Source organism: Streptomyces sp. NPDC030799 (assembly GCF_055572255.1).
The window spans coordinates 559,955-581,266 of record NZ_JBVIDS010000002.1 but is presented as its reverse complement, the minus strand read 5'-3'; the positions used below and the strand labels follow the sequence as shown (position 1 = coordinate 581,266).

The following is a 21,312-nucleotide window of genomic DNA, read 5'->3' as shown; positions in this document are numbered from 1 at the left end:
GACAACCGCTCCCTCAGAACACCGAGAGCCCGGTCAGCGTGGTGAACCGGTCGAGGGCCGCCACTCCGGCCACCGAGTTGCCCCGCTCGTCCAGGCCCGGACTCCACACGCACAGGGTGCACCGGCCGGGGACGACCGCGATGATCCCGCCGCCGACGCCGCTCTTGCCCGGCAGGCCCACGCGGTAGGCGAAGTCCCCGGCCGCGTCGTACGTCCCGCAGGTCAGCATCACCGCGTTGACCTGCTTGGCCTGGCTGCGGGTGAGCAGGCGGCTGCCGTCGGCGCGTATGCCGTGCCGGGCGAGGAAGCCGGTGGCGAGGGCCAGGTCGGCGCAGGAGGCGGTGAGCGAACACTGCCGGAAGTACTGGTCGAGAAGGGTCGGCACGTCGTTGTCGATGTTGCCGTAGGACGCCATGAAATGGGCGAGGGCGGCGTTGCGGTCGCCGTGGGCGGTCTCGGAGGCGGCGACCTCCTGGTCGAAGTCCAGGGAGGCGTTGCCGCTCTCGGCGCGCAGAAAGGCCAGCAGTTCCCCGGCCGCGTCTCCGGTACGGGTCTGGAGGCGGTCGGTGACGACGAGGGCGCCCGCGTTGATGAAAGGATTCCGCGGGATGCCGTTCTCGTACTCCAGCTGGACCAGTGAGTTGAAGGGGTTGCCGGAGGGCTCGCGGCCCACGTGCTCCCAGAGTTCGTCGCCCTCGCGGGCCAGGTCCAGGGCGAGTGTGAAGACCTTGGTGATGGACTGCGTGGAGAACGGCTCGCGCCACTCCCCCACCCCGTACACCGTGCCGTCCAGCTCGGCGACGGCCATGCCGAACCGGCGGGGATCGAGGGCGGCGAGGGCCGGGATGTAGTCGGCGGCCCGGCCGCGGCCGGGCGTGCGTTCCATCTCCTCGGCGATGCGCTCCAGGACCGGCAGGAAGGTGAGGGACGACGTCGTTGTCATGATCACCATTGTGCCTCCCGCTCGGTCCCGGAGCGCAATCGGCCTTGCGTCGCCGCAGGTCAGGCAGCCGGTGCCCCACTGCCGGCGACAACCTCGGGGCGCAGCAGCTCGGCGAGCCGCTCGGCCGGGAGCAGGCCCTTCTCCAGCACCAGTTCGGCCACGCCCCGGCCGGTGACGAGCGCCTCCTTGGCGATGTCGGTCGCGGCCGTGTAGCCGATGTGCGGGTTGAGCGCGGTGACCAGCCCGATGGAGTTCTCGACGGTCGCGCGCAGCCGCTCGGTGTTGGCGGTGATGCCGTTCACGCACCGCTCGGCCAGCGTCAGACAGGCGCTCCGCAGATGCGTGATCGACTCCGACAGCGAGTGCAGGATGATCGGCTCGAAGGCGTTGAGCTGGAGCTGTCCGGCCTCGGCGGCCATGGTGATGGCGACGTCGTTGCCGATCACCTCGAAGGCGACCTGGTTGACCACCTCGGGGATCACCGGGTTGACCTTGCCCGGCATGATGGACGAACCGGCCTGCACCGGCGGCAGGTTGATCTCGCCGAGGCCGGCGCGCGGACCGGAGGACAGCAGCCGCAGGTCGTTGCAGCTCTTGGAGAGCTTGACCGCGATCCGCTTGAGCACGCCGGACATCTGGACGAAGGCACCGCAGTCCTGGGTGGCCTCGACCAGGTTGGCGGCGGTGACCAGCGGCAGGCCGGTGATCGCGGACAGGTGCCGGCGGGCGGCCTCGGCGTAGCCGGCGGGCGCGTTGAGCCCCGTACCGATCGCCGTGGCACCCAGGTTGATCTCATGGATCAACTCGACGGCCTCGGCAAGACGGCTGCGGTCCTCCTCGATCATGACGGCGAACGCAGAGAACTCCTGACCGAGCGTCATCGGCACCGCGTCCTGCAACTGTGTACGGCCCATCTTGAGCACGTCACGGAACTCGACCGCCTTGCGGGCGAACGCGTCCTGGAGCACGGCCATCGCCCTGAGCAGTCCACGCACCGCGAAAACCGTCGCCACCTTGACGGCGGTCGGGTAGACGTCATTGGTCGACTGGCCGAGGTTGACGTGCTCGTTGGGGTGCAGGTACTCGTACTGGCCCTTCTCGTGCCCGAGCAGTTCCAGCGCACGGTTCGCCACGACCTCGTTGGCGTTCATGTTCGTGGAGGTGCCGGCGCCGCCCTGGATGACGTCGACGACGAACTGGTCGTGCAGCTTGCCCTCGCGGATCTCGCGGCAGGCCTCCACGACGGCGGCGGCCTTCTTCGGCTCCAGCAGGCCGAGTTCTTCATTGGCGAGGGCGGCGGCCTCCTTGACGGCGGCCAGGGCGTCGATCAGATGCGGGTAGGCGGAGATCGGGGTGCCGGTGATGGGGAAGTTCTCCGTCGCACGCAGGGTGTGCACACCCCAGTACGCGTCGACGGGTACGTCACGGTCGCCGAGCAGATCGTGTTCGCTGCGGGTGGCGGCGGTCATGAGAGATGGGTCCTCTTTCTGAGGTACGGAGGTGAAAGCGGCCCGTAAGGGGCGCGGGGAACTGCGCGGTCAGCCACGACGGACCCGCAGCTCCAAGACGGCCTGCCCAGCGGAGCGCTACGCGCAGGTGGTGAAGGGAACCGGGTCCAGTGCGCGCACCGCACGCACACGGCCCACCGGCTCCCCGCCCCCGAGCAGCGGCTCACCCGCGAACTCGGTCAGCAGCCCGGGATCCACGCCCGCGCGAGCGAGAGCAGCCGCGGCCACCGGAATCCGCGCCCGGTTCGCCCCGTCGGCGATCTTCACCGCGACGGCCCGGCCGTCGGGCAACGCGGCGGCCTGCACGCCCTCGAAGCCGTCCTTCGCCAGCAGCCCCGGCACGGCCCGCATCAGCGCAGCCACGTCACGCCCCGAGCCGGAGGCCATCTCCGCATGCAGGCGCATCGCGTCGGCGACCCGTGCCTCGGGCGTGCCGGGGGCGGCCGAGGTGATGCGCGACAGGGCGCGGGCGAGTCCGTGCAGCGAGATGGAGAACAGCGGAGCCCCGCAGCCGTCGACGGTGACCCGGGCGACCCGCTGGCCGGTCAGGTCCTCGACGATCTCCTCGATCGCCTGCTGCAGCGGGTGCTTCGGGTCGAGGTAGTCCTCCAGGGACCAGTCGTTGAGCTTGGCGGTCCACAGCATGGCCGCGTGCTTGCCGGAGCAGTTCTGGGCGAGCCGGGAAGGCATACGGCCCTCGCGCACCCAGGCGTCCCGGACGACCGGGTCGAATGGCATGTCGGGGACGTTGCGCAGGTCGTCCTCGGTCAGTCCGGCGAGTTCGAGGATGCGCCGGGTGCCGGCGAGGTGGCGTTCCTCGCCGGAGTGGCTGGCTGCGGCCAGGGACAGCAGTTCGCCGTCGAGCGGCAGTCCGGCCCGCAGCATGGCCACGGCCTGGAGGGGCTTGACGGCCGAGCGCGGGTAGAAGGCGGCCTCGATGTCGCCGAGTTGGAACTCCACCCGGCCGTCGGCGCCGAGGACGACGACGGAGCCGTAGTGGATGCCCTCGACGACTCCGCCGCGGACGAGGTGGGCGACGGGCGCGTGCAGGGGTTCGCGGACGACGGGTGCGTCGGCGGGGGAACTGCTGTACATCACTGCCTGTATCGATGAGTCGGGGCGAGCCGGGTCGCGGATCACGCGTCGGCGCCGGTGGAGGTGCGCGCTGTGCGGCCGCGGATGGCGTACCAGCCCGCGACCAGCGCTGCGACGATCAGCGGCAGACAGAGCACGGTGGTGCGTCCGGCGCCGCCGTCGGCGTACATGAGGACCAGGACGGAGGCGAGGAACGCCAGCGTCACGAGTTCGGTCCAGGGGGAGCCCGGCAGCCGGTACGACGGCCGGGTCAGTTCGCCGTCCTGGGTCTTCCGCCAGAAGAGCAGGTGGCAGACCATGATCATGCCCCAGGTGGCGAGGATGCCGATCGCCGCGAAGTTGAGGACGATCTCGAACGCGTCGGCGGGGACGACGTAGTTGAGGCCCACACCGAGGACGCAGATACCGCTGGTGAGCAGGATTCCGCCGTAGGGGACCTGGCTGCGGCTCATCCTCGCGGTGAACTTGGGGGCAGAGCCGCTCATGGCCATGGAGCGCAGGATGCGACCGGTGGAGTACAGGCCGGAGTTCAGCGAGGACATGGCTGCGGTGAGCACGACCAGGTTCATCACGCCGCCGGCCGCCGGGACGCCGATGTTCGACAGAACGGTCACGAAGGGGCTCTCACCGGCGCTGTACTTGTTCCAGGGCAGCAGCATCGAGAGCAGGACGACGGAGCCCACGTAGAACAGGCCCACACGCCACATGATCGAGTTGATCGCCTTCGGCATGATCTTCTCGGGGCTCTCGGTCTCACCGGCGGCGACGCCGACCAGCTCGACGGAGGCGTAGGCGAAGACGACGCCCTGGATGATCAGCAGCATGGGCAGCAGGCCGTTGGGGAAGACGCCGCCGTTGTCGGTGATCAGGGACGGGCCGGGGTGGTGACCGTCGACAGGGTGCTGGGTGACCAGCAGGAAGATGCCGATGCACATGAAGACGACCAGCGCCGACACCTTGACGATCGCGAACCAGAACTCCAGTTCGCCGAAGATCTTGACCGAGATCAGATTGACGGTCAACACGACGGCCAGGGCGATCAATGCGATCAACCATTGAGGGATGTCCGAGAACATGCCCCAGTAGTGCGTGTACGTGGCGACCGCCGTGATGTCGGCGATGCCGGTGGTCGCCCAGTTGAGGAAGTACATCCAGCCCGCGGTGTAGGCACCCTTCTCGCCCAGGAACTCCCGGGCGTACGACACGAAGGCGCCGGACGACGGGCGGTACAGGACGAGTTCGCCGAGGGCCCGGACGACCAGGAAGGCGAAGACGCCGCAGACGGCGTACGCGATGAAGAGGGAGGGCCCGGCGTCGGCGAGCCGGCCGCCCGCGCCGAGGAAGAGGCCGGTGCCTATGGCGCCGCCGATGGCGATCATGTTGACGTGCCGGTGCTTGAGGCCTTTGCTGTAGCCGGCGTCTCCGGCGTCGACATGGCCGGACGAGGGGCGCGTCTCGTCTTTGAGGTGCTGCTCGCTCACGCCTCGGGTCCGCCTTCCGTGGGGAGGTCCGTGCGCCCGGGGCGCACGATGTCGGTGAGGGTCGTCTCGACACGGTCGAGGTGGTGGCTCATGGCCTCCACCGCGTCGTGCTCGGAACCGTCGATCAGCGCCTCGACGATCGCCCGGTGCTCGCGGTTGGACTGTTCGCGACGGCCGCCGAGCTCGTTGAGGAAGGCCGACTGACGCGCCAGTGCGTCGCGGATCTCCTCGATGACCCGGCGGAAGACCGGGTTCTGGGCGGCCTCGGCCACGGCGAGGTGGAAGAGCGTGTCCATCGCGACCCACGCGGTGGTGTCCGTCTCCCGCTCCATGCGGTCGAGCAGGTGGGCCAGATGGTCCAGGTTCTCCGGGGTGCGGCGCACGGCCGCGTACCCGGCGACCGGGATCTCGATGTGCCGGCGCACCTCCAGCAGGTCGCTGGCCGCGTAGTCGCCGAACGTGGGGTCCTCGACGGCGTTCGCGACGACGAAGGTGCCCTTGCCGGTCCGGGAGACCGTCAGGCCCATCGTCTGCAGGGCGCGCAGCGCCTCGCGGAGCACGGGCCGGGACACCTCGAGCGTGCGGCACAGCTCGGCCTCGGAGGGGAGCTTGTCGCCCATGGCGTACTCGCCGCGCTCGATGGCACCGCGGAGGTGGGCGAGGACCGCTTCCATGGCGCTCACGCGCCGAGGTCCCCGACCACCTGTCTGGCTGTCTGACAGGTTCACGGGAGCGATCCTGCGGGTTGCGCGCCGGAGCTGTCAAGAGGCGGCGTAAGGAAACATTCACGGGGTGCGGCGCCTGAATGAAGGCATCCGCACCCCGTGGGTGATCAGCAGGGTTTGTCAGGCATTGAGCGTGCCCGTGGCGAGCAGGCCGAGCAGGCCCACGCCGATCACGATGCGGTAGATCACAAAGGCGTTGAAGGAGTGCTTGGCGACGAACTTCAGCAGCCAGGCGATGGAGGCGTAGGCGACGACGAAGGACACGATGGTGCCGACGGCCAGCGGGGCGGCGCCCACGCCCGCGCCGAGGGCGTCCTTGAGCTCGTAGATGCCGGCACCGGTCAGAGCCGGGATGCCGAGGAAGAACGACAGACGGGTGGCGGCGACGCGGTCCAGGTCCAGGATGAGCGCGGTCGACATGGTGGCGCCGGAGCGGGAGAAGCCGGGGAAGAGCAGGGCGAGGATCTGCGAGCAGCCGACCCACATCGCGTCCTTGAAGGAGGTGTCGTCCTCACCGCGCTTGTGCCGGCCCATCTGGTCCGCGCACCACATCACCGCGGAGCCGACGATCAGCGACCCGGCCACCACCCACAAGGAGGCGAGCGGGCCGTCGATCAGCGGCTTTGCGGCAAGGCCCACCACGACGATCGGAATGGTCGCGGCGATGACCCACCAGGCGAACTTGTAGTCGTGGTGGTAGCGCTCCTCGCGGTTGGTCAGACCGCGGAACCAGGCGGAGACGATCCGCTTGATGTCCTTGAAGAAGTACACGAGCACGGCGGCGATGGCGCCGACCTGGATGACGGCGGAGAAACCGACGACGGACTTGTCGTCGACGGGGATGTCCATGAGCCCCTCAGCAATCTTGAGGTGACCGGTCGAGGACACCGGGAGGAACTCGGTCACCCCCTCGACTACTCCGAGGACGACGGCCTGACCGACGGAGATGGCGCTCATGGGATCCAGTTCTGAGGAGAGTTGGTCGACAATGCTGTAGACAGTACTTGCTGTGTCCGGCGGTGCCGCAAGCGCCTAGGCCCACAGGGCGCCGGCGAGCGAGACCCCGGCGAAGGCCGCGGCGAGCCCCGCCGTCACGCTTGCGACGGCGTTCACGGCAGCGTAGAGGCCGGAGCCGGCCTCGGTAAGGCGCAGGGTCTCGTAGGAGAAGGTCGAGTAGGTCGTCAGCGCGCCGCACAGCCCCGTGCCGATGAGAAGCTGCAGGTGGGGGCCGGCGGCCCCGGCGGCCACGGCGCCGGTGAGCAGCCCGAGGACCAGCGAGCCGGTGACGTTCACCACGAAGGTGCCCCAGGGGAAGACCGAGTCGTGGCGGGCCTGCACGGCGCGGTCGGTGAGATAGCGCAGCGGTGCGCCGACCATGGCCCCCGCGATGACCAGCAGCCAGTTCACAACGACTTCTTACCCTTCGGATCCGTGTCCTCCGGGCCGGCGGAGCGCCCCACGTACCGGACGACCTCGCACTCCTCCAGGGTCACCAGACCCTCGTCGACGAGTTCGTCGAGCTGCGGCAGGAACGCCCGGACGCGCTCCTCGCCGTCCACCACGACGACCGCCACCGGCAGGTCCTCGCTCAGCGACAGCAGGCGGGAGGTGTGGATGCGGGAGGAGGCGCCGAAGCCCTCGATGCCCCGGAAGACGCTCGCCCCGGCGAGTCCGGCCGCGTGGGCGCGGTGCACGATCTCGGAGTAGAGGGGCTTGTGGTGCCAGGTGTCGTCCTCGCCGATGTAGACGGTCAGCCTGAGGGCGCGGCCGGTGAGTGATGTCATCGCTGCCTCCTGATCAGCACCCGGCGGGCGGCGACCGAGGCGAGCCACACCGCGGCGAGGGCCGCGCACAGTGTCGCGGCGAGATAGGCGAGCCCGAGTCCCGGGCGGCCGGCGTCGACCAGTTTGCGGGTGTCGACGGCGTAGGTGGAGAACGTGGTGAAGCCGCCGAGGACACCGGTGCCGAAGAAGGGGCGTACGAGGCGGTGGGCTGCCCACACATCGGTGATCAGCACCATGAAGACACCGATCACCGCACAGCCGACGACATTGGTCCAGAAGGTCGCCCAGGGGAAGCCGCCCGGCGGTGTGGGCCAGGCGAGGGTGACCCCGTAACGGGCGCATGCGCCGAGGGCGCCGCCGACCGCGACCACCGCGACGACGGGTATCTGGTGATGCCACAGGGACCGCCGCCGTGCCGTGGGGCGGACACGGAGGCTCTCGGCTTCCGGGGCTGTCATGCGCTTGCGTCTCCTGTTCGGCCTGCCCCGACGGGTGATCACGGCCGGGCACCAGCCTACCGCCGCGTCAGCGGGCTGCGGGCCGCGCGCAGACCGCGACGCCGGGCTCCCGGAGGCTGCCGAGGACCAGGTGGTCCCCGGTCGCACAGACGCTGGTGACCATGCGGAAGCCGGAGCGGCGGCGGGTGAGGTGGTGCACGGTCCGTCCGGCGTCGTCGAGGGCCATGACCCCGATCGTGCCGCTCGGGCGGTAGGGCGCATGGACGGCGGTCCGGGCGGCGGCGCCGCGCACGGCGGGCGGGGTGCGGTGCAGGACGTCCAGCGGCGGGACCCGCGGACTGGCGAGCGCGACCCACAGCGGGCCCCCGGGGCCCTCGCGCCAGAGGTTGTCCGGCATACCGGGAAGCGCGGCGAAGAGGTCGGTGCGGCCGGCGCGCGGGCCGGTGAGGTGGTAGCGGGTCAGCCGGCAGGCACCGGTCTCGGCGATCACCAGGAAGGCGCCGTCGCCTCCGGCTGCCAGGCCGTTGGCGAACTGCAGCCCCTCCAGCAGGACGTCCGGCTCGCCGCCCTCGGGCGCAAGGCGCAGCAGGCGTCCGGTGCCGGTGTGTTCGACGATGTCACCGATCCACCGGTCCAGCGGGTATCGGCGGCTGGAGACGGTGAAGTACACGGTGCCGTCCGGCAGGGCGACGACGTTGCTGCAGAAACGGAGCCGCTCCCCCGCCACCGAGTCCGCGAGCACGCGCACGGCGCCGGCGGCGCCTTCCACGGGATCGACGCGCAGCAGGCCGCGTTCCGCGTCGCACACCAACAGACCGCCGTCCGGGAGCGGTTCGAGCCCGAGCGGACGGCCGCCGGTCTCGGCCAGCACCTCCACACGGGCCGTGCGCGGGTCGCCGAGATGGTGGACGCGCAGGATCCGCCCGTCCTCCGCCCCGGTCAGCACGCGTCCGTGCGCGTCGGCGACCACGTCCTCGGGGCCCCGGGCGCCCAGCGAGACGTAGTGGAGCGGGACGAGTGCCGTCGGTCGGTCCATGCGCGGTGCCCTTTCGCCGTCGGTCGCCCCCGCCTGCCCGGCCACTCTGTCCTGCCCGGCCTGCGCTCACCACCCCTTCTCGAACATCCGGGCCACCTCGGCGATACGGATCTCGTCGCGCCGGTAGTAGGTGCGGCAGCGGATGCGGCGGGCGCGCAGCACACCGAGGCGGGTGAGGAAGTCCAGGTGGGCCACGGCGGTCCGGCGGGGTACGCCCAGCTTGACGGCCACGGCCCGCGCGGTGACGCCCCTCGCGACGGGGTCGCGGCGGCAGTGCGCCGGGAAGTTGTCCGCCGGGTCCTTGAGCCATTCCAGGATCGTCTGCCGCATCCGGCCCGAGGGAGTTCCCATCATTGCGTCCGCCTCCGTCCCCGGCCTCCTCATACGCAGTGTTCCCACTGTCGCCCCGGCGACTCCGTCACGTCCGGGAGTCGTCGGTCGTTGTCCGGTACCGAACGGCCGTACCGCGTGAGCAATTCGGGGGGCCGGCGCAAACCGCCGACGATCCACGACGTGGCGCGCGAGGCAGGCGTCTCGCGCGGCACCGTCTCACGTGTGCCGAGGACCCCAACTTCCATGTCCTGCTGCGCGGTTGCACCTGGGCGCCGGCCGCGCACGACATCCCGCTGCTGCGGATGATCGCGGGCACGGAGGGCGAACGGCGCCGGATGACGCGGCACATCACCGCCGGGCATGTCGACGGGGTGCTGCTGGTGTCCAGTCACTCCGGCGATCCCGTCGCCGAGGAACCGCGGGGGACGGGCGTGCCGCTCGTCGCCTGAGGCAAGCCGATCGACCGCGGCTCCAAGGTGAGTCATGCGGCCGCCGACGACCGGGACGGCGCCCGGGACATGGTCCGGCATCTGCTGTCGCCGGGCCGGCGGTGAGGCGGGCGCGCAGCGGCTGCCGGCGCAGGCTCCGCGTGTGGATGCGGTGTTCGTCGTCTCCGACCTGATGGCGCAGGGTGTGCCGGCGGCGCTGCACCGGGCCGGGAAGCGGGTGCCCGACATCGCCGTCGGCGGCTTCGACGACTCCCCGGCGGCTACGGCCGCGGCACCGGCGCACCACCATCCGTCAGCCGTGGGACCGGATCAGCAACGAGATGGTGCGGGTGCCGCTCGCGCAGATCGCCGGCGAGGACACGGCCACGGTGTTGGGGCGCTACCGCGCAGCGGGGCGGACCAGCCCTGTCTCATAGGCGAGGACCACCGCCTGAGCGCGGTCGCGCAGGCCCAGCTTGGCGAAGATACGGGCCACGTGGGACTTGACCGTGGCCTCGCTCAAGGTCAGCTCGGCGGCCAGTTCCGTGTTGGACAGGCCGCGGCCCATCAGGGTCAGCACCTCCCGCTCGCGGGGTGTGAGCGCGGCCAGGTCGGCGGGCACGGGCTTGGCCGTCCGCTCGGCCTCGGCCGCGTACCGCTCCACCAGGCGCCGGGTGATCTGCGGGGCGAGCAGGGCGTCGCCGGTGCTGACGAGCCGTACGGCCGCCGCCAGGTGCTCCGGTGTGACGTCCTTGAGCAGGAAGCCGCTGGCGCCGAGGGCGAGGGCCTCGTACACATACCGGTCCAGGTCGAACGTGGTCAGCATGAGCACTCTGCAGTCCGGGGTCCGCTGCAGGATGCGGCGGGTGGCCTCCAGGCCGTCCATGGCCGGCATGCGGATGTCCATGAGGACGACGTCCGGGCGCAGTTCGCCCGCCGCGGACACCGCCTCGGCGCCGTCGGCGGCCTCGCCGACCACCTCGATGCCCCGGGCGGTGAGGATCAGCCGGAAGCCGGTCCGGATCAGCGTCTGGTCGTCGGCGATCAGGACCCGGGGCGCCCGCTCGGGCGCAACCCCCGTCATGGCCGGTCCAGGGGGATGCGTGCGCGGACGCGATAGCCGCCGCCGAGTCTGCGGCGGGCGTCGAGGTCACCGCCGTACACCGCGACCCGCTCGCGCAGACCGAGCAGGCCGCGCCCGGTGCCGCCGGCCGCCGGTCTCGGGATGACCTGGGCGGTGCCGGTCAGCACGCTGGGGCCGGTGTTGAGCACCTCGACCCGCAGGGCGTGGTCGGCATAGCGCACGGTCACCTCCGCCTTGCCGCCGTCGCCGTGCCGGAGTGCGTTGGTCAGGGCCTCCTGGATGATCCGGTAGGCGGTCACGTCGATGCCCTGGGGCAGCGGGCGCGGCTCGCCGGAGACACGGACCTCGACCGGGAGCCCGGCGAACGATATGCGGTCCACGAGCGGGCCGAGCCGGTCGAGGCCGGGCTGCGGGGCGAGCGGCGTGCTCACCGCGTCCGCGTCCGCACCCGCGCCCTCTTGCGCGCCCGTTCCCGGGTCGGTGTCCGTGCCGTCCTGTGCGGGCGCCAGCAGTCCCAGCAGATGTCTGAGGTCGGTCATCGCGCCCCGCCCCGCGTCCTCGACGGCCCTGAGAGCCGTCGCCGCCTCGTCCGGCATCGTCCCCAGCACCTCGCGTGCGGCGCTCGCCTGCACGACCATGAGGCTCACATTGTGGCTGACGATGTCGTGCAACTCCCGGGCGATCCGGTCGCGTTCGGCCGTGATCGCGGCCTCGGCCGCGCTCTCCCGCTCGCGCTCCAGCAGCCAGCCCCGCTCCCCGACCGCCGTCTGCCAGCGGCGCCGGGTGCGCACCAGCGCCACGCCCATCCCGGCAACGGCCGCGCACGCCACCGCGAGCGCCGCCGTCAGCACCTCGTAGTCCCCCATGCCGTTCATGGTCGCAGACGGCACTGACAGCCGCATCGACCTGGGGGTTCATCGTTCTGCATCCCCAGGATGAGCCCTGCGGCGCAATGCCGTCCGGGGAGGGATGCCGACCCCGTCGTCCCACGTCTAGCGTCCTGTCCATGGTCACCGAGGTGAGAACGGGAGACACCGTCGTACGGCTCGACGGTGTGCGCAAGGAGTACGGCGAGACGGTCGCGCTCGACGGGGTGTCGCTGGACATCCGGGCCGGGGAGGCGGTCGCGGTGATGGGCCCCTCGGGGTGCGGCAAGTCCACGCTGCTCAACATGATCGCCGGCCTGGACCGGCCGACGGCCGGCAGTGTCGTCGTACACGGCGAGAACGTCGGGGAGCTGAGCGAGAAGGGGCTCGCGCTGTTCCGGCGGCGCCGGATCGGCATGATCTTCCAGTTCTTCAACCTCATCGACGACCTGTCGGCCCTGGACAACGTGGCGCTGGCCGCCCAGTTGACCGGCACACCGGCCCGGCAGGCCCGGCGGCGGGCGCTGGAGCTGTTCGAGGAGCTGGGCATCGCGGACCGCCGCAACGCCTACCCGTCGGTGCTCAGCGGGGGTGAGCGCCAGCGGGTGGCGGTGGCACGGGCATTGATGAACCGGCCCGCGCTGCTGCTGGCCGACGAGCCGACCGGCGCGCTGGACAGCCGGGCCGGGGAGCAGGTGATGGATCTGTTGCTGGACCTGAACCAGATCGGCCAGACGCTGGTCATCGTCACACACGACCGGCCGCTGGCGCAGCGCTGCGCGAGCCGTCTGGTGGAGCTGTCCGACGGCCGGGTGACCGACGAGCACACCCTGGAGCCGTCGGTATGAGAGCGGTGTGGAAGGCGGCGCGTGCGGCGGCGCGCAGGCGCAGACTGCAGACGGTGGTGATCTGGCTGGTCGCACTGGTGTCGACAGGGTCGATCGTGGTGGCGCTGGGGCTGGTGGACGCGGCGTCGGCGCCGTTCGACCACGTCTTCGCCGGCCAGCGCGGGCCGCATGTCACCGCCGTGTACGACCGGGAAGCGGTGTCGGACGCCCAACTGACGCGCGCGGCACGGCAGCCGGGCGTGGAGGCGGTGGCGGGCCCGTTCCCGCAGGCGACGTTGGAGATCCCGCGCGGCCCCGGTGACTTCGGCATCGGCGGCGAGGCGACCGTGGTCGGCCGCCCCGGCCCCGGCGGCCCGGTGGACCGGGTGGACCTGTGGGCGGGCCGGTGGCCCACCCGGCCGGGCGAGATGGTCCTGAACCGGCCGTCCGACTGGAGCGCCGACGACCTGGGCAAGAAGTGGCACCTGCGGTCGGGTCCGACGCTCACCGTCGTCGGGTTCGCCTTCGATCTGAGTCATACGGCGGACGTGTGGGTCGCCCCGGACCAGATCGCCGCCCTGCAACCGAACGCCTCCCAGATGCTGTACCGGTTCCGGGACGCGTCGTCGCAGAGCGGGCTGCGCGCCGGGCTGGGCGAGGTGACCGCGGGTCTGCCCGAGGGCGCACTCACCGGTTCGCAGACGTACCTGGCGCTCAAGCACCGGATCGGCAGCAACGCGCGCGGGTACGCGCCGTACCTGATGGCGTTCGGCGTGCTCGGCATCCTGGTCGCCGTCCTGATCGTCGCCAACGTGGTGGCCGGAGCGGTGGTCTCCGGGTTCCGGCACATCGGCATCCTCAAGGCCCTCGGGTTCACTCCGGGACAGGTCCTGGGCGTCTACCTCTCGATGATCTCCCTGCCGGCGGTGCTGGGCTGTGCGCTGGGCACACTGGCCGGCAATCTGCTCGCCAAGCCGTTCCTGCAGTTCGTGTTCACCGGGCCCATGTCGGGGATGCTGCATGACCAGTTGGGCATCGCGCCCTGGGTGAATCTGCTCGCGCTGCTCGGTGTGCCGCTCGTCTGTGTGCTGGCCGCGCTGGGCCCTTCGGTGCGGGCGCAGCGGCTGCCGGCCGTGCGGGCGATCAGCGCGGGCAGCGCGCCACGCGCCGGTCGGGCACTCGGCATCCAACGGCGGCTGGCCGGCCTGCGGTTGCCGCGATCGGTGAGCCTCGGTGTCGGGCTGCCGTTCGCCCGGCCCGCGCGCAGCGCGCTCACCCTGGCCGCCGTGGTGCTGGGCGTGACGACGGTGACGTTCGCGACCGGCCTGGCCGCGACGTTGACCGGCTACGGGAACGCCGGTCACCGCGCCTACGACGTCACCGTCTACGTGGGCGGCCAACGGCACGGCAAGGAGGTGCACCCCACGCACAGCGACCGGCAACTCCAGTCGATGCTGGGCGGATTGCCCGGTGCGAGCGGGGTCACCGCGCGGGCGGACGACGAGGCGCTCCTCGTCGGCACCACGCAGGTGGTGATGTTCGAGGGCCGGCGCGGACCCGATCCGCACCTGGACAGCGTACTGACGCGGGGGCGCTGGACGCACCGTACGGGAGAGGTGCTGGCCTCCTCGGCCTTCCTGCGCAGGAACGAGGTGGGCGTCGGCGACCGTCTGCGGCTGCGGAAGGGAGCCCGTGAGGAGGTGGTGACGGTCGTCGGCGAGACGATGGACAACGACGACCGGCTGATCATCGGCACCTGGCCGACGATGACCGCCCTGATCCCCGGCGAGAAGCCCATCGCCTACCACGTGAAGCTGCGCGAGGACACGGACATGAAGGCGTACGCCCGTGCCGTCGCGGCCGCCGACCTGGGGCTGTCCGTCCAGCTGACCGAGCCCAACAGCGTCACCGGCGCCATCGTCGGTTCCGCGACCGCCCTCACCGTGATGCTGTCCCTGGTCGCCTCCCTCGGTGTCTTCAACACGGCCGTGCTCAACACCCATGACCGGCGCCGCGACCTCGGCATGCTGAAGTCGATCGGCATGACACCCGGCCAGGTCACGGTGATGACGGTGACGTCGATGGCGGTGCTCGGCACGCTGGGGTCGGTGCTGGGCGTCCCACTGGGCATCGCGGCCTACGAGGCGGTGATCCCGCGCATGGCGGCGGGGATCGACATCACTCTGCCGTCGTACATGACGGATGTCTGGCATGCGCCGATCCTGGCGCTGCCGGCCCTCGCGGGCGTCCTGATCGCGGTCATCGGCGCGCTGGTCCCCGCCCGGCGCGCGGCCCGGCTCACCGTCGCGGAGGTGCTGCACAACGAGTGACGCCCGGGGAGCCCGCAAGCGGTCAGGATCGAAGAAGCCGCGGCGGGCTCCCCGGCCCTAGCGTGAAGTGCACCGGCGGAAAGACGCCGCCGGGCCACGCACCTCAGAAGGAGAGTCCCATGACCGCCGGCCTGCAGACGATCATCTACCCCGTCAAGGACCGCGACCGTGCCAAGGCCCTGTTCACGGTTCTGCTGGGTGTCGAGCCGTACGTGGACGAGCCGTACTACGTCGGTTTCAAGGCCGAGGGACAGGACGTCGGCCTCGACCCGAACGGACATGCCCAGGGACTGACGGGGCCGGTGCCGTTCTGGCACGTCACCGACCTCCGGGAGCGGCTCGCGGCGTTGGTGCAGGCGGGCGCCGAAGTGGTCCAGGACGTGCGGGACGTCGGCAACGGCAGGCTCGTCGTCTCGGTGAAGGACCCGGACGGCAACCTGGTCGGCCTCCTCCAGGACCCGGTCGTCTGAGCGGCGGCGCCGACATTCTTGCGTCCGCACTATTTGCATACTCAATGACTGGCCGGATCGGTGCTACGGTGCGGGTATGGCAGTCAAGACGGCCGACGCCCGGCTCGAGGAACGATGGCGGGACATCCTCGCCGTGCACGCACGCACGATGTGCGAGATCGACCGGGCCCTGCACCCGCACGGGCTGGGCGCCAGCGACTTCGAGGTGCTGGACATCCTGGCCTCCGAGTCGCCCGCGGAAGGCGACCAGTGCCGGGTGCAGAACCTGGTCGGACGGGTCCATCTCAGCCAGAGCGCGCTGTCCCGGCTGATCGGCCGGCTGGAGAAGGACGGGCTCGTGAAGCGCTCGGTGTGCGCGGAGGACCGGCGCGGGGTGTGGGTGGCGCTCACCCGCAAGGGCCGCGCGCTGCACGCCGAGGTGCTGCCACTGCAGCGCGCCGTGCTGGAGCGCATGCTGAGCGAGCAGCAGGGTGGGAGCAGCTGAGCGAGCGGCAGGGTGGGAGCAGCTGAGCGAGCGGCAGGGTCAGAGCAGCAGCTCGGCCCCGTCGAGCAGGACCTCGACGCCCTCCTCGGCGGCACGCGCGCGTGCCGGTGACGCCGGATCGAGAAGCGGGTTCGTGTGGTCGAGGCGCGTGTGGATCCGGCGTGCGCCGGGACGGCGTGCCGGAGCCGCCACAGAGCCGTCGGGACCGGTGACCGGGAGCTGTCCCATGGCGGCCTGCCCGGAGCCGGACCGCACCGCCGTGCCCATCGCGTCGGCCGCGAAGAAGGTGCCGTCCAGCAGGACGCAGTCGGCCTGGGCGCACAGGTCCTCCAGCGCCGGGCTCCAGGCAGCGACACACGGCGCGTAGACCAGCACTCCCCCACTGGCCAGGTCCTCGACGCGATACGCCGTCATCCACGGGCCGGCCGGTTGCGGCGCCTGCGCCGGTACATACGCCGGGATCTTCACGCCCACCGGGTGGGCCGTGACCACCAGCCCGCCGGCCAGCACGAATCCGCCCTCTGCCAGGCTGTCCGGCCACTCCCAGGGGGCATAGCGGTCCAGGGCGGCTCGGGCGGGAGCCAGGACGTCCCGCACCGGCGGGGCGGCGTACACCTTCAGGCCCGCCGCTCCGCGCAGCTCGGCCAGGCCGGTGACGTGGTCGGGCTCGGCGTCGGTGAGCAGCACACCGCGCAGCGGGGTGTCCCGGGGACCGCGGCCGGGCCGGAGCGCCGGCGTGGCGGTGAGCTGGGCGCGCAGGTCCGGCGAGGCGTTCAGCAGCCACCAGTCGCGGCCGTTGCCGGTGACGGCCGCGCATTCCCGAGTACGGGAGGGCAGCCGGCCGTCCCGGGTGGCCGTGCACAGCGCGCAGGCGCAGTTCCAGGGCGGGAAGCCGCCGCCGGCAGCGGTGCCCAGCAGGACGACCCTCACGACATCGGCTCCTTCGCGCGCCGCTTCCGTCTTCCGCTGAGGGTCTTCCCTGCGGGCGGCGGGTGATCCCCGGGTGCAGGGTCCAGTTCCGGCCGTCGTGCAAGGCCCGCTTCGGGGCGCTGGTCAGCGCGCCAACAAGGTGCGTACCCCCTGTGACGTGAGGGTCAGGGCGTGGGTGGAGTTGCCGTCGATGGCCAGGGAGAGGTCCTCGTCGGGCCATTGGGAGGCCAGGGCGCCCAGCGGTATGAGGCGGTAGCGCGAGACGAACGGCAGCAGTCCGGTCATCTCGCCCTCCGTGGTGAAGACGGGGACGACCGGGTCGCCTCCGGGCTGTTCGAGGACGGGCAGCGCCACGCTCGTGGCATCGGCGCCCTCCCCGTCGATCGCGTCGTCCGGCACGGGGACGAGCACGTCACTGTGGGCGAGGACGTCCAGCGCGGACTGGTCCTCGGCGTTCACGGCCAGCGCGTCCAGCGCCTGCTGGGCCGGCGTCGGCAGGTCGTCGTGTGCGGGTGTCTCCATGGCAGATCCCCAGGTAGCGGCGGTCGTACGGGCCACCCGGGGCGGTTGCACCCGGGCGTGCTCCCGCCTCGCGTACCCGGTGGGCGGCGGCGCATGCGTGAGGATCGGCGGAGGTCCGGTGGGGGCCTGGAAACGTGCGTCCGTAGACGGTGAGACTCAGGACAGCCGTCAGGCGGCGGGTGGGCCGAAAGTCAGGGTCAGTCGGAAGTGGCCGGGATCGAGGAGCGTGACGACGTGCTCGACGAAGGCGCCGTCGGCTGCCCGGCCGGTCCGCCGCGTCTGCAGGAACCAGTCCCCCCGGCGTGCGCCGCAGCATCTGCGCCTCCCGGGCGTCGACCGGCTGCCCGCTGATCCGCTGCTCCCCGTGGTCCGCGCGCAGCCCGGCCCGCAGGAGCAGTTCGGTGAGCGGCTCCTGGGCGAGGCCGCGGGCGGGCAGCTCGCGGATCACGGGCACCGGTGGCAGGAAGCTGCGCTCGTACGACACCACGGTGCCGTCCGAGGCCGGCTCACGGGTGCGCTCCACGCATACGTCCTTCTCCAGGCCGAGCTCTGCGGCGAGTGCGGCGTCGCGTGTCTCGCGTACGGCGAGGGTCCGCACCGTGGTGTCCACGCCCGGCACGGTCACGGCGCGGGCCCAGCCGAGCCGGTCGTCCAGCGGGCGGCCGTCGAAGAGGACGTAGGAGCCCTTGCCGGTGCGGGTGGTGATCAGGCTCTCCTCGGACAGTTCGGCAAGGGCCGCGCGGATGGTCGTACGGCTGACGCCGAACCGCTGCGCCAGGGCGTGTTCGCCGGGGAGCCGCCGGCCGGCCGGGCGGCTGCCGCCGCGGATCTCGCGCGCGAGGATCCGGCTGATCCGCTGGTGCTTGAGACGCCGGTCACGGTCGGCTCTCCGCGAGCAGGTCGTCGACGGTGGTGATCCGGACGAGCGGCTGGTACAGCCCCATGATCTGCAGGGCCTTCAGGTGCGAGTCGTCGTCCACTCCGGCGCAGGCGTCCGCGACCACCAGAACCTCGACGCCGGCGTCGGCGGCGGCCAGGGCGGTGGACAGCACACAGCATTCGGTGCTGACACCGGCCAGCACCAGGCGGTCGTCCGGACCGACGCGGGCGGCGAGCTGCGGGGTCCACTTGCCGAAGGTGGTGGCGTCCACGACATGGGCGGCGTGCTCCGCGAACTCCTCGGACAACTGCCACAGCTCGGAGTCCGGGGGCTGGAGGGCGAAGGGCCATCGGTCGTAGTAGGCGCGCCAGGCCCCGGTGGGTGTGCCGGGGGCCAGGAAGCGGGTGAAGGTGACGCGGTCGTCGAAGGACGGCAGCAGGCTGCGGACGCCCGCCACCGCGTCGGCGTACCGGGGAGTGGCCCAGGGGCTCGCCGGGGCGGCGAAGACGTGCTGCATGTCGATGACGGCGAGGTGCCCGGCGGTCATGCGTTCAGCACCCCCTCGTCGGTGACCGGGCTCGGTGCCTGCGCCTCCTGGGCGCGCACCCGGCCCCGGCCGAGCAGCAGGGTGCCGGTGAAGGCGAGGGCCAGTGCGACCAGGACACCGAGGTTGGCGTACGCCCAGGCACCGGTCTTGCCGCCGAGGCCGAGCGGGGAGAGGAGGTAGCCCTGCCAGGTGAGCCAGCTCGCGGCGGTGTTGGTGACCAGGCCCCAGCCGACGGCCGTGGCGGCGAGGGTGAGCAGCAGGGGCGGCAGCGGGATGTCGCCGTAGCGGCCGTGCGGGCGGTAGAGGTCGCCGTCGTCGTAGTCGCGGCGGCGCAGGGCGAGGTCGGCGAGCATGATGCCGCACCAGGCGGCGATGGGCACGCCGAGGGTGGTGAGGAAGCCCATGAACTGGCCGAGGAAGTCGCCCGCGAAGAAGACGATGTAGACCGAGCCGGCGATCATCAGGAGGCCGTCGAACAACGCGGCCAGGTAGCGGGGCACGCGCAGGCCGGCGGAGAGCAGGGCGAGGCCCGAGGAGTAGATGTCGAGGACGGCTCCGCCGACCAGTCCGAGCACGGCGACCACTGCGAAGGGCACCAGGAACCAGGTGGGCAGGATCGTCGTCAGCGCACCGATCGGGTCGGCCGCGACGGCCTTGCTCAGGCTCTGGGAGGAACCGGCCAGCAGCAGGCCGAAGACCAGCAGGAGCAGCGGGGCCACGCAGGCGCCGAAGGTGGTCCAGCCGATCACTCCCCGGCTGGAGGAACTCCTGGGCAGATAGCGGGAGTAGTCGGCGGCGGCGTTGACCCAGCCGAGGCCGAAGCCGGTCATCATGAACACCAGCGCGCCGACGAACTCCTGCGCGGAACCGGCCGGGAGCGCACTGACCGTGCTCCAGTGGACGTGGTCGGCGACGAGGGCGATGTAGACGAGCGTGAGGACGCCCGTGATCACGGTGATGAATGTCTGCAGCCGCATGATCAGGTCGAAGCCCATGACCCCGCCGACGACGGTCAGCGCGGCCACCACCATGAGGGCGACCACCTTGGTCTCGGTGCCGCCGCCCCAGCCGAGGCGGCTGAAGACGGTCGCGGTGGCCAGCGTGGCGAGCGCGGTGAGGACGGTCTCCCAGCCGACGGTGAGCACCCAGGAGATCACGGACGGCAGGCGGTTGCCGCGGACTCCGTAGGCCGCCCGGCTGAGCACCATGGTGGGCGCCGAGCCGCGCTTCCCGGCGACCGCGATGAAACCGCACAGCAGGAACGAGACGACGATGCCGAGCACACCGGCGATCAGCGCCTGCCAGAAGGAGATGCCGAAACCGAACGCGAAGGCGCCGTAGCTCAGTCCGAGAACGGAGACGTTGGCCCCGAACCAGGGCCAGAACAGCGTGCGCGGGGTGCCCTTGCGGTCCGCGTCGCCGATCACGTCGAGCCCGTGGGTCTCCACCTGGATCGGCCGGGCGGGGGATCTGCCGTCGGTGCTTGCGAGCGGGTCCTGCGGGTGCGTCATCGCCGAGCCACCTGTCCTACCTGTCCAGACGTGTCTGATCAGGCACGCTAGTGCACGGGGGGCCAGGGGGCCACGAGCCGCAGGAACGCCTGGGCGGCGCCGGGGGACGCCGGCGCCGGCTCAGCGGTCGAACTCCTCCTGGATCGGTGTCTTCGGTTCCTCCCGCAGATGCTGGGAGAGGCCGGGCTTGCCTCCCTCTCGTGCCTGTTCCGCGCGCTGTGCCGCGGTGTGGCCGAGGTCCGAATCCGGGTCCACCCGCACCGACCTCGCCACGTCCTCACGGCCCGTGTACTGCTCGGCGGGGATGCCGCGCAGGGCCTTGACGACCTCTTCGGACGCGCCCGCCTCCCGCGCGGCCGAGACCAGGTGCTCCTTGTCGGTCGGGTACGACACGTCCTTCAGCGCCGCCAGCACCTCGGGGACGCTGGTGTGTGCCGTGCTCATGACGCCTCCTTCACTCGTCGTCCTGGTCGCTGTTGCCGTTCTCGTCTGCGGTGTCCGATCCTTCCGTCTGGGACGGCGTCGTGCGCGGCGGCTGCTCCGCCTGCGCGTCTCCGGGCTCCCGGTCGCCCTCCGCCTGGGAGGGCGTGGACTCGCTCATGGGGGCCTCCCTCACGTGTCCTTGCCTGTTCCGAAGCCACCGAGTACCCGTCCGCCCGGTGACCCATGACCGGGAGGAATTCGTGAATCCGCCGCCGGGCCGTGGGTACCTGGGCAGTCCCGGCGCAGCATGCGGCGCCGGCGTACCGACCGAGCACGATCTCACCGCCTGGAGGAACCATGGCGGGTATCAACCCCCCTGATCTGCAGAAGGCACTGTCCGGCGCGGAGTACCCGGCCAACTCGGAACAGCTCCGGAAGGTCGCCGAGAAGAATCACGCGTCCAAGGAAGTCACCGAGCGCATCGCACACCTCGGCAAGAAGGAATTCCAGAACCCCGCCGAGGTGAGCAAGGCGGTCTTCCAGAACGAGTGACGAACCACGGCGTGGGGGGGGGGGGGGGGGGGGGGGGGGGGGGAGGGGGGGTGGGGGGGGGGGGGTGGGGTGGCATCTCCTCTCGAGGGGAGGGG

General features: G+C 71.6%; 25 protein-coding genes and 1 pseudogene. 6 read left to right on the top strand and 20 right to left on the bottom strand.

Translation table 11 applies throughout. The features are described 5' to 3' along the window. Window positions 1-13: 13 nt before the first annotated feature. The 11 genes from ACZ41I_RS06500 to ACZ41I_RS06450 all read right to left on the bottom strand — a co-directional run bounded on the left by ACZ41I_RS06500 (window position 14) and on the right by ACZ41I_RS06450 (window position 9,384). The gene (locus tag ACZ41I_RS06500; protein WP_363220562.1) at window positions 14-952 is read right to left on the bottom strand and encodes a glutaminase; all 939 of its coding nucleotides are present in this window, start codon (window positions 950-952) and stop codon (window positions 14-16) included. A 50-nt stretch (window positions 953-1,002) separates the two neighbouring features. After that, window positions 1,003-2,412 carry an aspartate ammonia-lyase gene (gene aspA, locus ACZ41I_RS06495; protein ID WP_399762711.1) on the bottom strand — a complete coding sequence of 470 codons (1,410 nt, stop codon included), beginning with the start codon at window positions 2,410-2,412 and terminating at the stop codon, window positions 1,003-1,005. Window positions 2,413-2,529: 117 nt separating this feature from the next. Further along, window positions 2,530-3,546, bottom strand: coding sequence for an asparaginase (locus tag ACZ41I_RS06490; RefSeq protein WP_468317930.1), 1,017 nt, complete (start codon window positions 3,544-3,546; stop codon window positions 2,530-2,532). 41 nt (window positions 3,547-3,587) lie between these two features. After that, window positions 3,588-5,027: an amino acid permease gene (locus ACZ41I_RS06485; protein WP_468513322.1), complete on the bottom strand. Its 1,440-nt coding sequence runs from the start codon at window positions 5,025-5,027 to the stop codon at window positions 3,588-3,590. Then, entirely contained in the window at window positions 5,024-5,701 is a 678-nt protein-coding gene (locus ACZ41I_RS06480; RefSeq protein WP_363219087.1) for a FadR/GntR family transcriptional regulator, read from the bottom strand. Before ACZ41I_RS06480 ends, ACZ41I_RS06485 begins: the two co-directional genes overlap by 4 nt. 171 nt (window positions 5,702-5,872) lie before the next feature. Further along, on the bottom strand, window positions 5,873-6,709 hold the full coding sequence (locus tag ACZ41I_RS06475; protein WP_363219084.1) for an undecaprenyl-diphosphate phosphatase: 837 nt from the start codon (window positions 6,707-6,709) through the stop codon (window positions 5,873-5,875). 75 nt (window positions 6,710-6,784) lie between these two features. Further along, window positions 6,785-7,159: a fluoride efflux transporter CrcB gene (gene crcB / locus ACZ41I_RS06470; protein WP_399762717.1), complete on the bottom strand. Its 375-nt coding sequence runs from the start codon at window positions 7,157-7,159 to the stop codon at window positions 6,785-6,787. Then, the gene (locus ACZ41I_RS06465) at window positions 7,156-7,536 is read right to left on the bottom strand and encodes a DUF190 domain-containing protein (protein ID WP_399762719.1); all 381 of its coding nucleotides are present in this window, start codon (window positions 7,534-7,536) and stop codon (window positions 7,156-7,158) included. Before ACZ41I_RS06465 ends, crcB (ACZ41I_RS06470) begins: the two co-directional genes overlap by 4 nt. Then, window positions 7,533-7,994, bottom strand: a complete 462-nt coding sequence (gene crcB, locus ACZ41I_RS06460) for a fluoride efflux transporter CrcB (RefSeq protein WP_468317927.1) — start codon at window positions 7,992-7,994, stop codon at window positions 7,533-7,535. Before crcB (ACZ41I_RS06460) ends, ACZ41I_RS06465 begins: the two co-directional genes overlap by 4 nt. 67 nt (window positions 7,995-8,061) lie before the next feature. Continuing rightward, complete coding sequence (locus ACZ41I_RS06455) at window positions 8,062-9,030, bottom strand: SMP-30/gluconolactonase/LRE family protein (RefSeq protein WP_399762723.1); 969 nt, start codon at window positions 9,028-9,030, stop codon at window positions 8,062-8,064. 66 nt (window positions 9,031-9,096) lie between these two features. Continuing rightward, window positions 9,097-9,384 (bottom strand): ArsR family transcriptional regulator, encoded by a 288-nt coding sequence (locus ACZ41I_RS06450; RefSeq protein WP_399762725.1) that lies wholly within the window; start codon window positions 9,382-9,384, stop codon window positions 9,097-9,099. Window positions 9,385-9,471: 87 nt separating this feature from the next. On the opposite strand from ACZ41I_RS06450, the pseudogene ACZ41I_RS06445 reads away from it, so the two are divergent. Continuing rightward, window positions 9,472-10,228, top strand: a pseudogene (locus tag ACZ41I_RS06445) (substrate-binding domain-containing protein). Here ACZ41I_RS06445 and ACZ41I_RS06440 read toward each other — a convergent pair. After that, window positions 10,192-10,875: a response regulator gene (locus ACZ41I_RS06440; RefSeq protein ID WP_399762727.1), complete on the bottom strand. Its 684-nt coding sequence runs from the start codon at window positions 10,873-10,875 to the stop codon at window positions 10,192-10,194. The pseudogene ACZ41I_RS06445 and the gene ACZ41I_RS06440 sit on opposite strands and share 37 nt — an antisense overlap. Beyond that, entirely contained in the window at window positions 10,872-11,741 is an 870-nt protein-coding gene (locus tag ACZ41I_RS06435; protein ID WP_399762729.1) for a sensor histidine kinase, read from the bottom strand. The genes ACZ41I_RS06440 and ACZ41I_RS06435 overlap by 4 nt, the downstream gene beginning before the upstream one ends. Window positions 11,742-11,881: 140 nt before the next feature. Between ACZ41I_RS06435 and ACZ41I_RS06430 the strand changes: the two genes are divergently transcribed. From ACZ41I_RS06430 to ACZ41I_RS06415, 4 genes are all read left to right on the top strand, one after another. Next, window positions 11,882-12,589, top strand: coding sequence for an ABC transporter ATP-binding protein (locus ACZ41I_RS06430; RefSeq protein WP_468513321.1), 708 nt, complete (start codon window positions 11,882-11,884; stop codon window positions 12,587-12,589). Beyond that, window positions 12,586-14,898 carry an ABC transporter permease gene (locus ACZ41I_RS06425; protein WP_468513320.1) on the top strand — a complete coding sequence of 771 codons (2,313 nt, stop codon included), beginning with the start codon at window positions 12,586-12,588 and terminating at the stop codon, window positions 14,896-14,898. Before ACZ41I_RS06430 ends, ACZ41I_RS06425 begins: the two co-directional genes overlap by 4 nt. Before the next feature lie 119 nt (window positions 14,899-15,017). Further along, complete coding sequence (locus ACZ41I_RS06420; RefSeq protein ID WP_399762734.1) at window positions 15,018-15,368, top strand: VOC family protein; 351 nt, start codon at window positions 15,018-15,020, stop codon at window positions 15,366-15,368. A 76-nt stretch (window positions 15,369-15,444) separates the two neighbouring features. Beyond that, on the top strand, window positions 15,445-15,852 hold the full coding sequence (locus ACZ41I_RS06415) for a MarR family winged helix-turn-helix transcriptional regulator (protein ID WP_399762736.1): 408 nt from the start codon (window positions 15,445-15,447) through the stop codon (window positions 15,850-15,852). A 39-nt stretch (window positions 15,853-15,891) separates the two neighbouring features. On the opposite strand, the gene pqqB is transcribed toward ACZ41I_RS06415, so the two are convergent. The 7 genes from pqqB to ACZ41I_RS06380 all read right to left on the bottom strand — a co-directional run bounded on the left by pqqB (window position 15,892) and on the right by ACZ41I_RS06380 (window position 20,843). Continuing rightward, the gene (gene pqqB, locus ACZ41I_RS06410; RefSeq protein WP_399762737.1) at window positions 15,892-16,782 is read right to left on the bottom strand and encodes a pyrroloquinoline quinone biosynthesis protein PqqB; all 891 of its coding nucleotides are present in this window, start codon (window positions 16,780-16,782) and stop codon (window positions 15,892-15,894) included. A gap of 123 nt (window positions 16,783-16,905) precedes the next feature. Continuing rightward, window positions 16,906-17,304, bottom strand: a complete 399-nt coding sequence (locus tag ACZ41I_RS06405) for an SseB family protein (protein ID WP_363219071.1) — start codon at window positions 17,302-17,304, stop codon at window positions 16,906-16,908. Then, entirely contained in the window at window positions 17,195-18,133 is a 939-nt protein-coding gene (locus tag ACZ41I_RS06400; protein ID WP_468513437.1) for a GntR family transcriptional regulator, read from the bottom strand. Before ACZ41I_RS06400 ends, ACZ41I_RS06405 begins: the two co-directional genes overlap by 110 nt. A 46-nt stretch (window positions 18,134-18,179) precedes the next feature. Then, a complete protein-coding gene (locus ACZ41I_RS06395; RefSeq protein WP_399762741.1) occupies window positions 18,180-18,731 on the bottom strand; it encodes a cysteine hydrolase family protein in 552 nt (183 codons plus the stop codon). Beyond that, complete coding sequence (locus tag ACZ41I_RS06390; protein ID WP_399762743.1) at window positions 18,728-20,242, bottom strand: purine-cytosine permease family protein; 1,515 nt, start codon at window positions 20,240-20,242, stop codon at window positions 18,728-18,730. Before ACZ41I_RS06390 ends, ACZ41I_RS06395 begins: the two co-directional genes overlap by 4 nt. A gap of 120 nt (window positions 20,243-20,362) precedes the next feature. Further along, window positions 20,363-20,686 carry a DUF2795 domain-containing protein gene (locus tag ACZ41I_RS06385; RefSeq protein WP_363219067.1) on the bottom strand — a complete coding sequence of 108 codons (324 nt, stop codon included), beginning with the start codon at window positions 20,684-20,686 and terminating at the stop codon, window positions 20,363-20,365. Window positions 20,687-20,696: 10 nt separating this feature from the next. Continuing rightward, the gene (locus tag ACZ41I_RS06380) at window positions 20,697-20,843 is read right to left on the bottom strand and encodes a hypothetical protein (protein WP_363219065.1); all 147 of its coding nucleotides are present in this window, start codon (window positions 20,841-20,843) and stop codon (window positions 20,697-20,699) included. A 179-nt stretch (window positions 20,844-21,022) separates the two neighbouring features. Between ACZ41I_RS06380 and ACZ41I_RS06375 the strand changes: the two genes are divergently transcribed. Next, entirely contained in the window at window positions 21,023-21,217 is a 195-nt protein-coding gene (locus ACZ41I_RS06375) for a DUF2795 domain-containing protein (protein WP_363219064.1), read from the top strand. Window positions 21,218-21,312 lie beyond the last annotated feature (95 nt).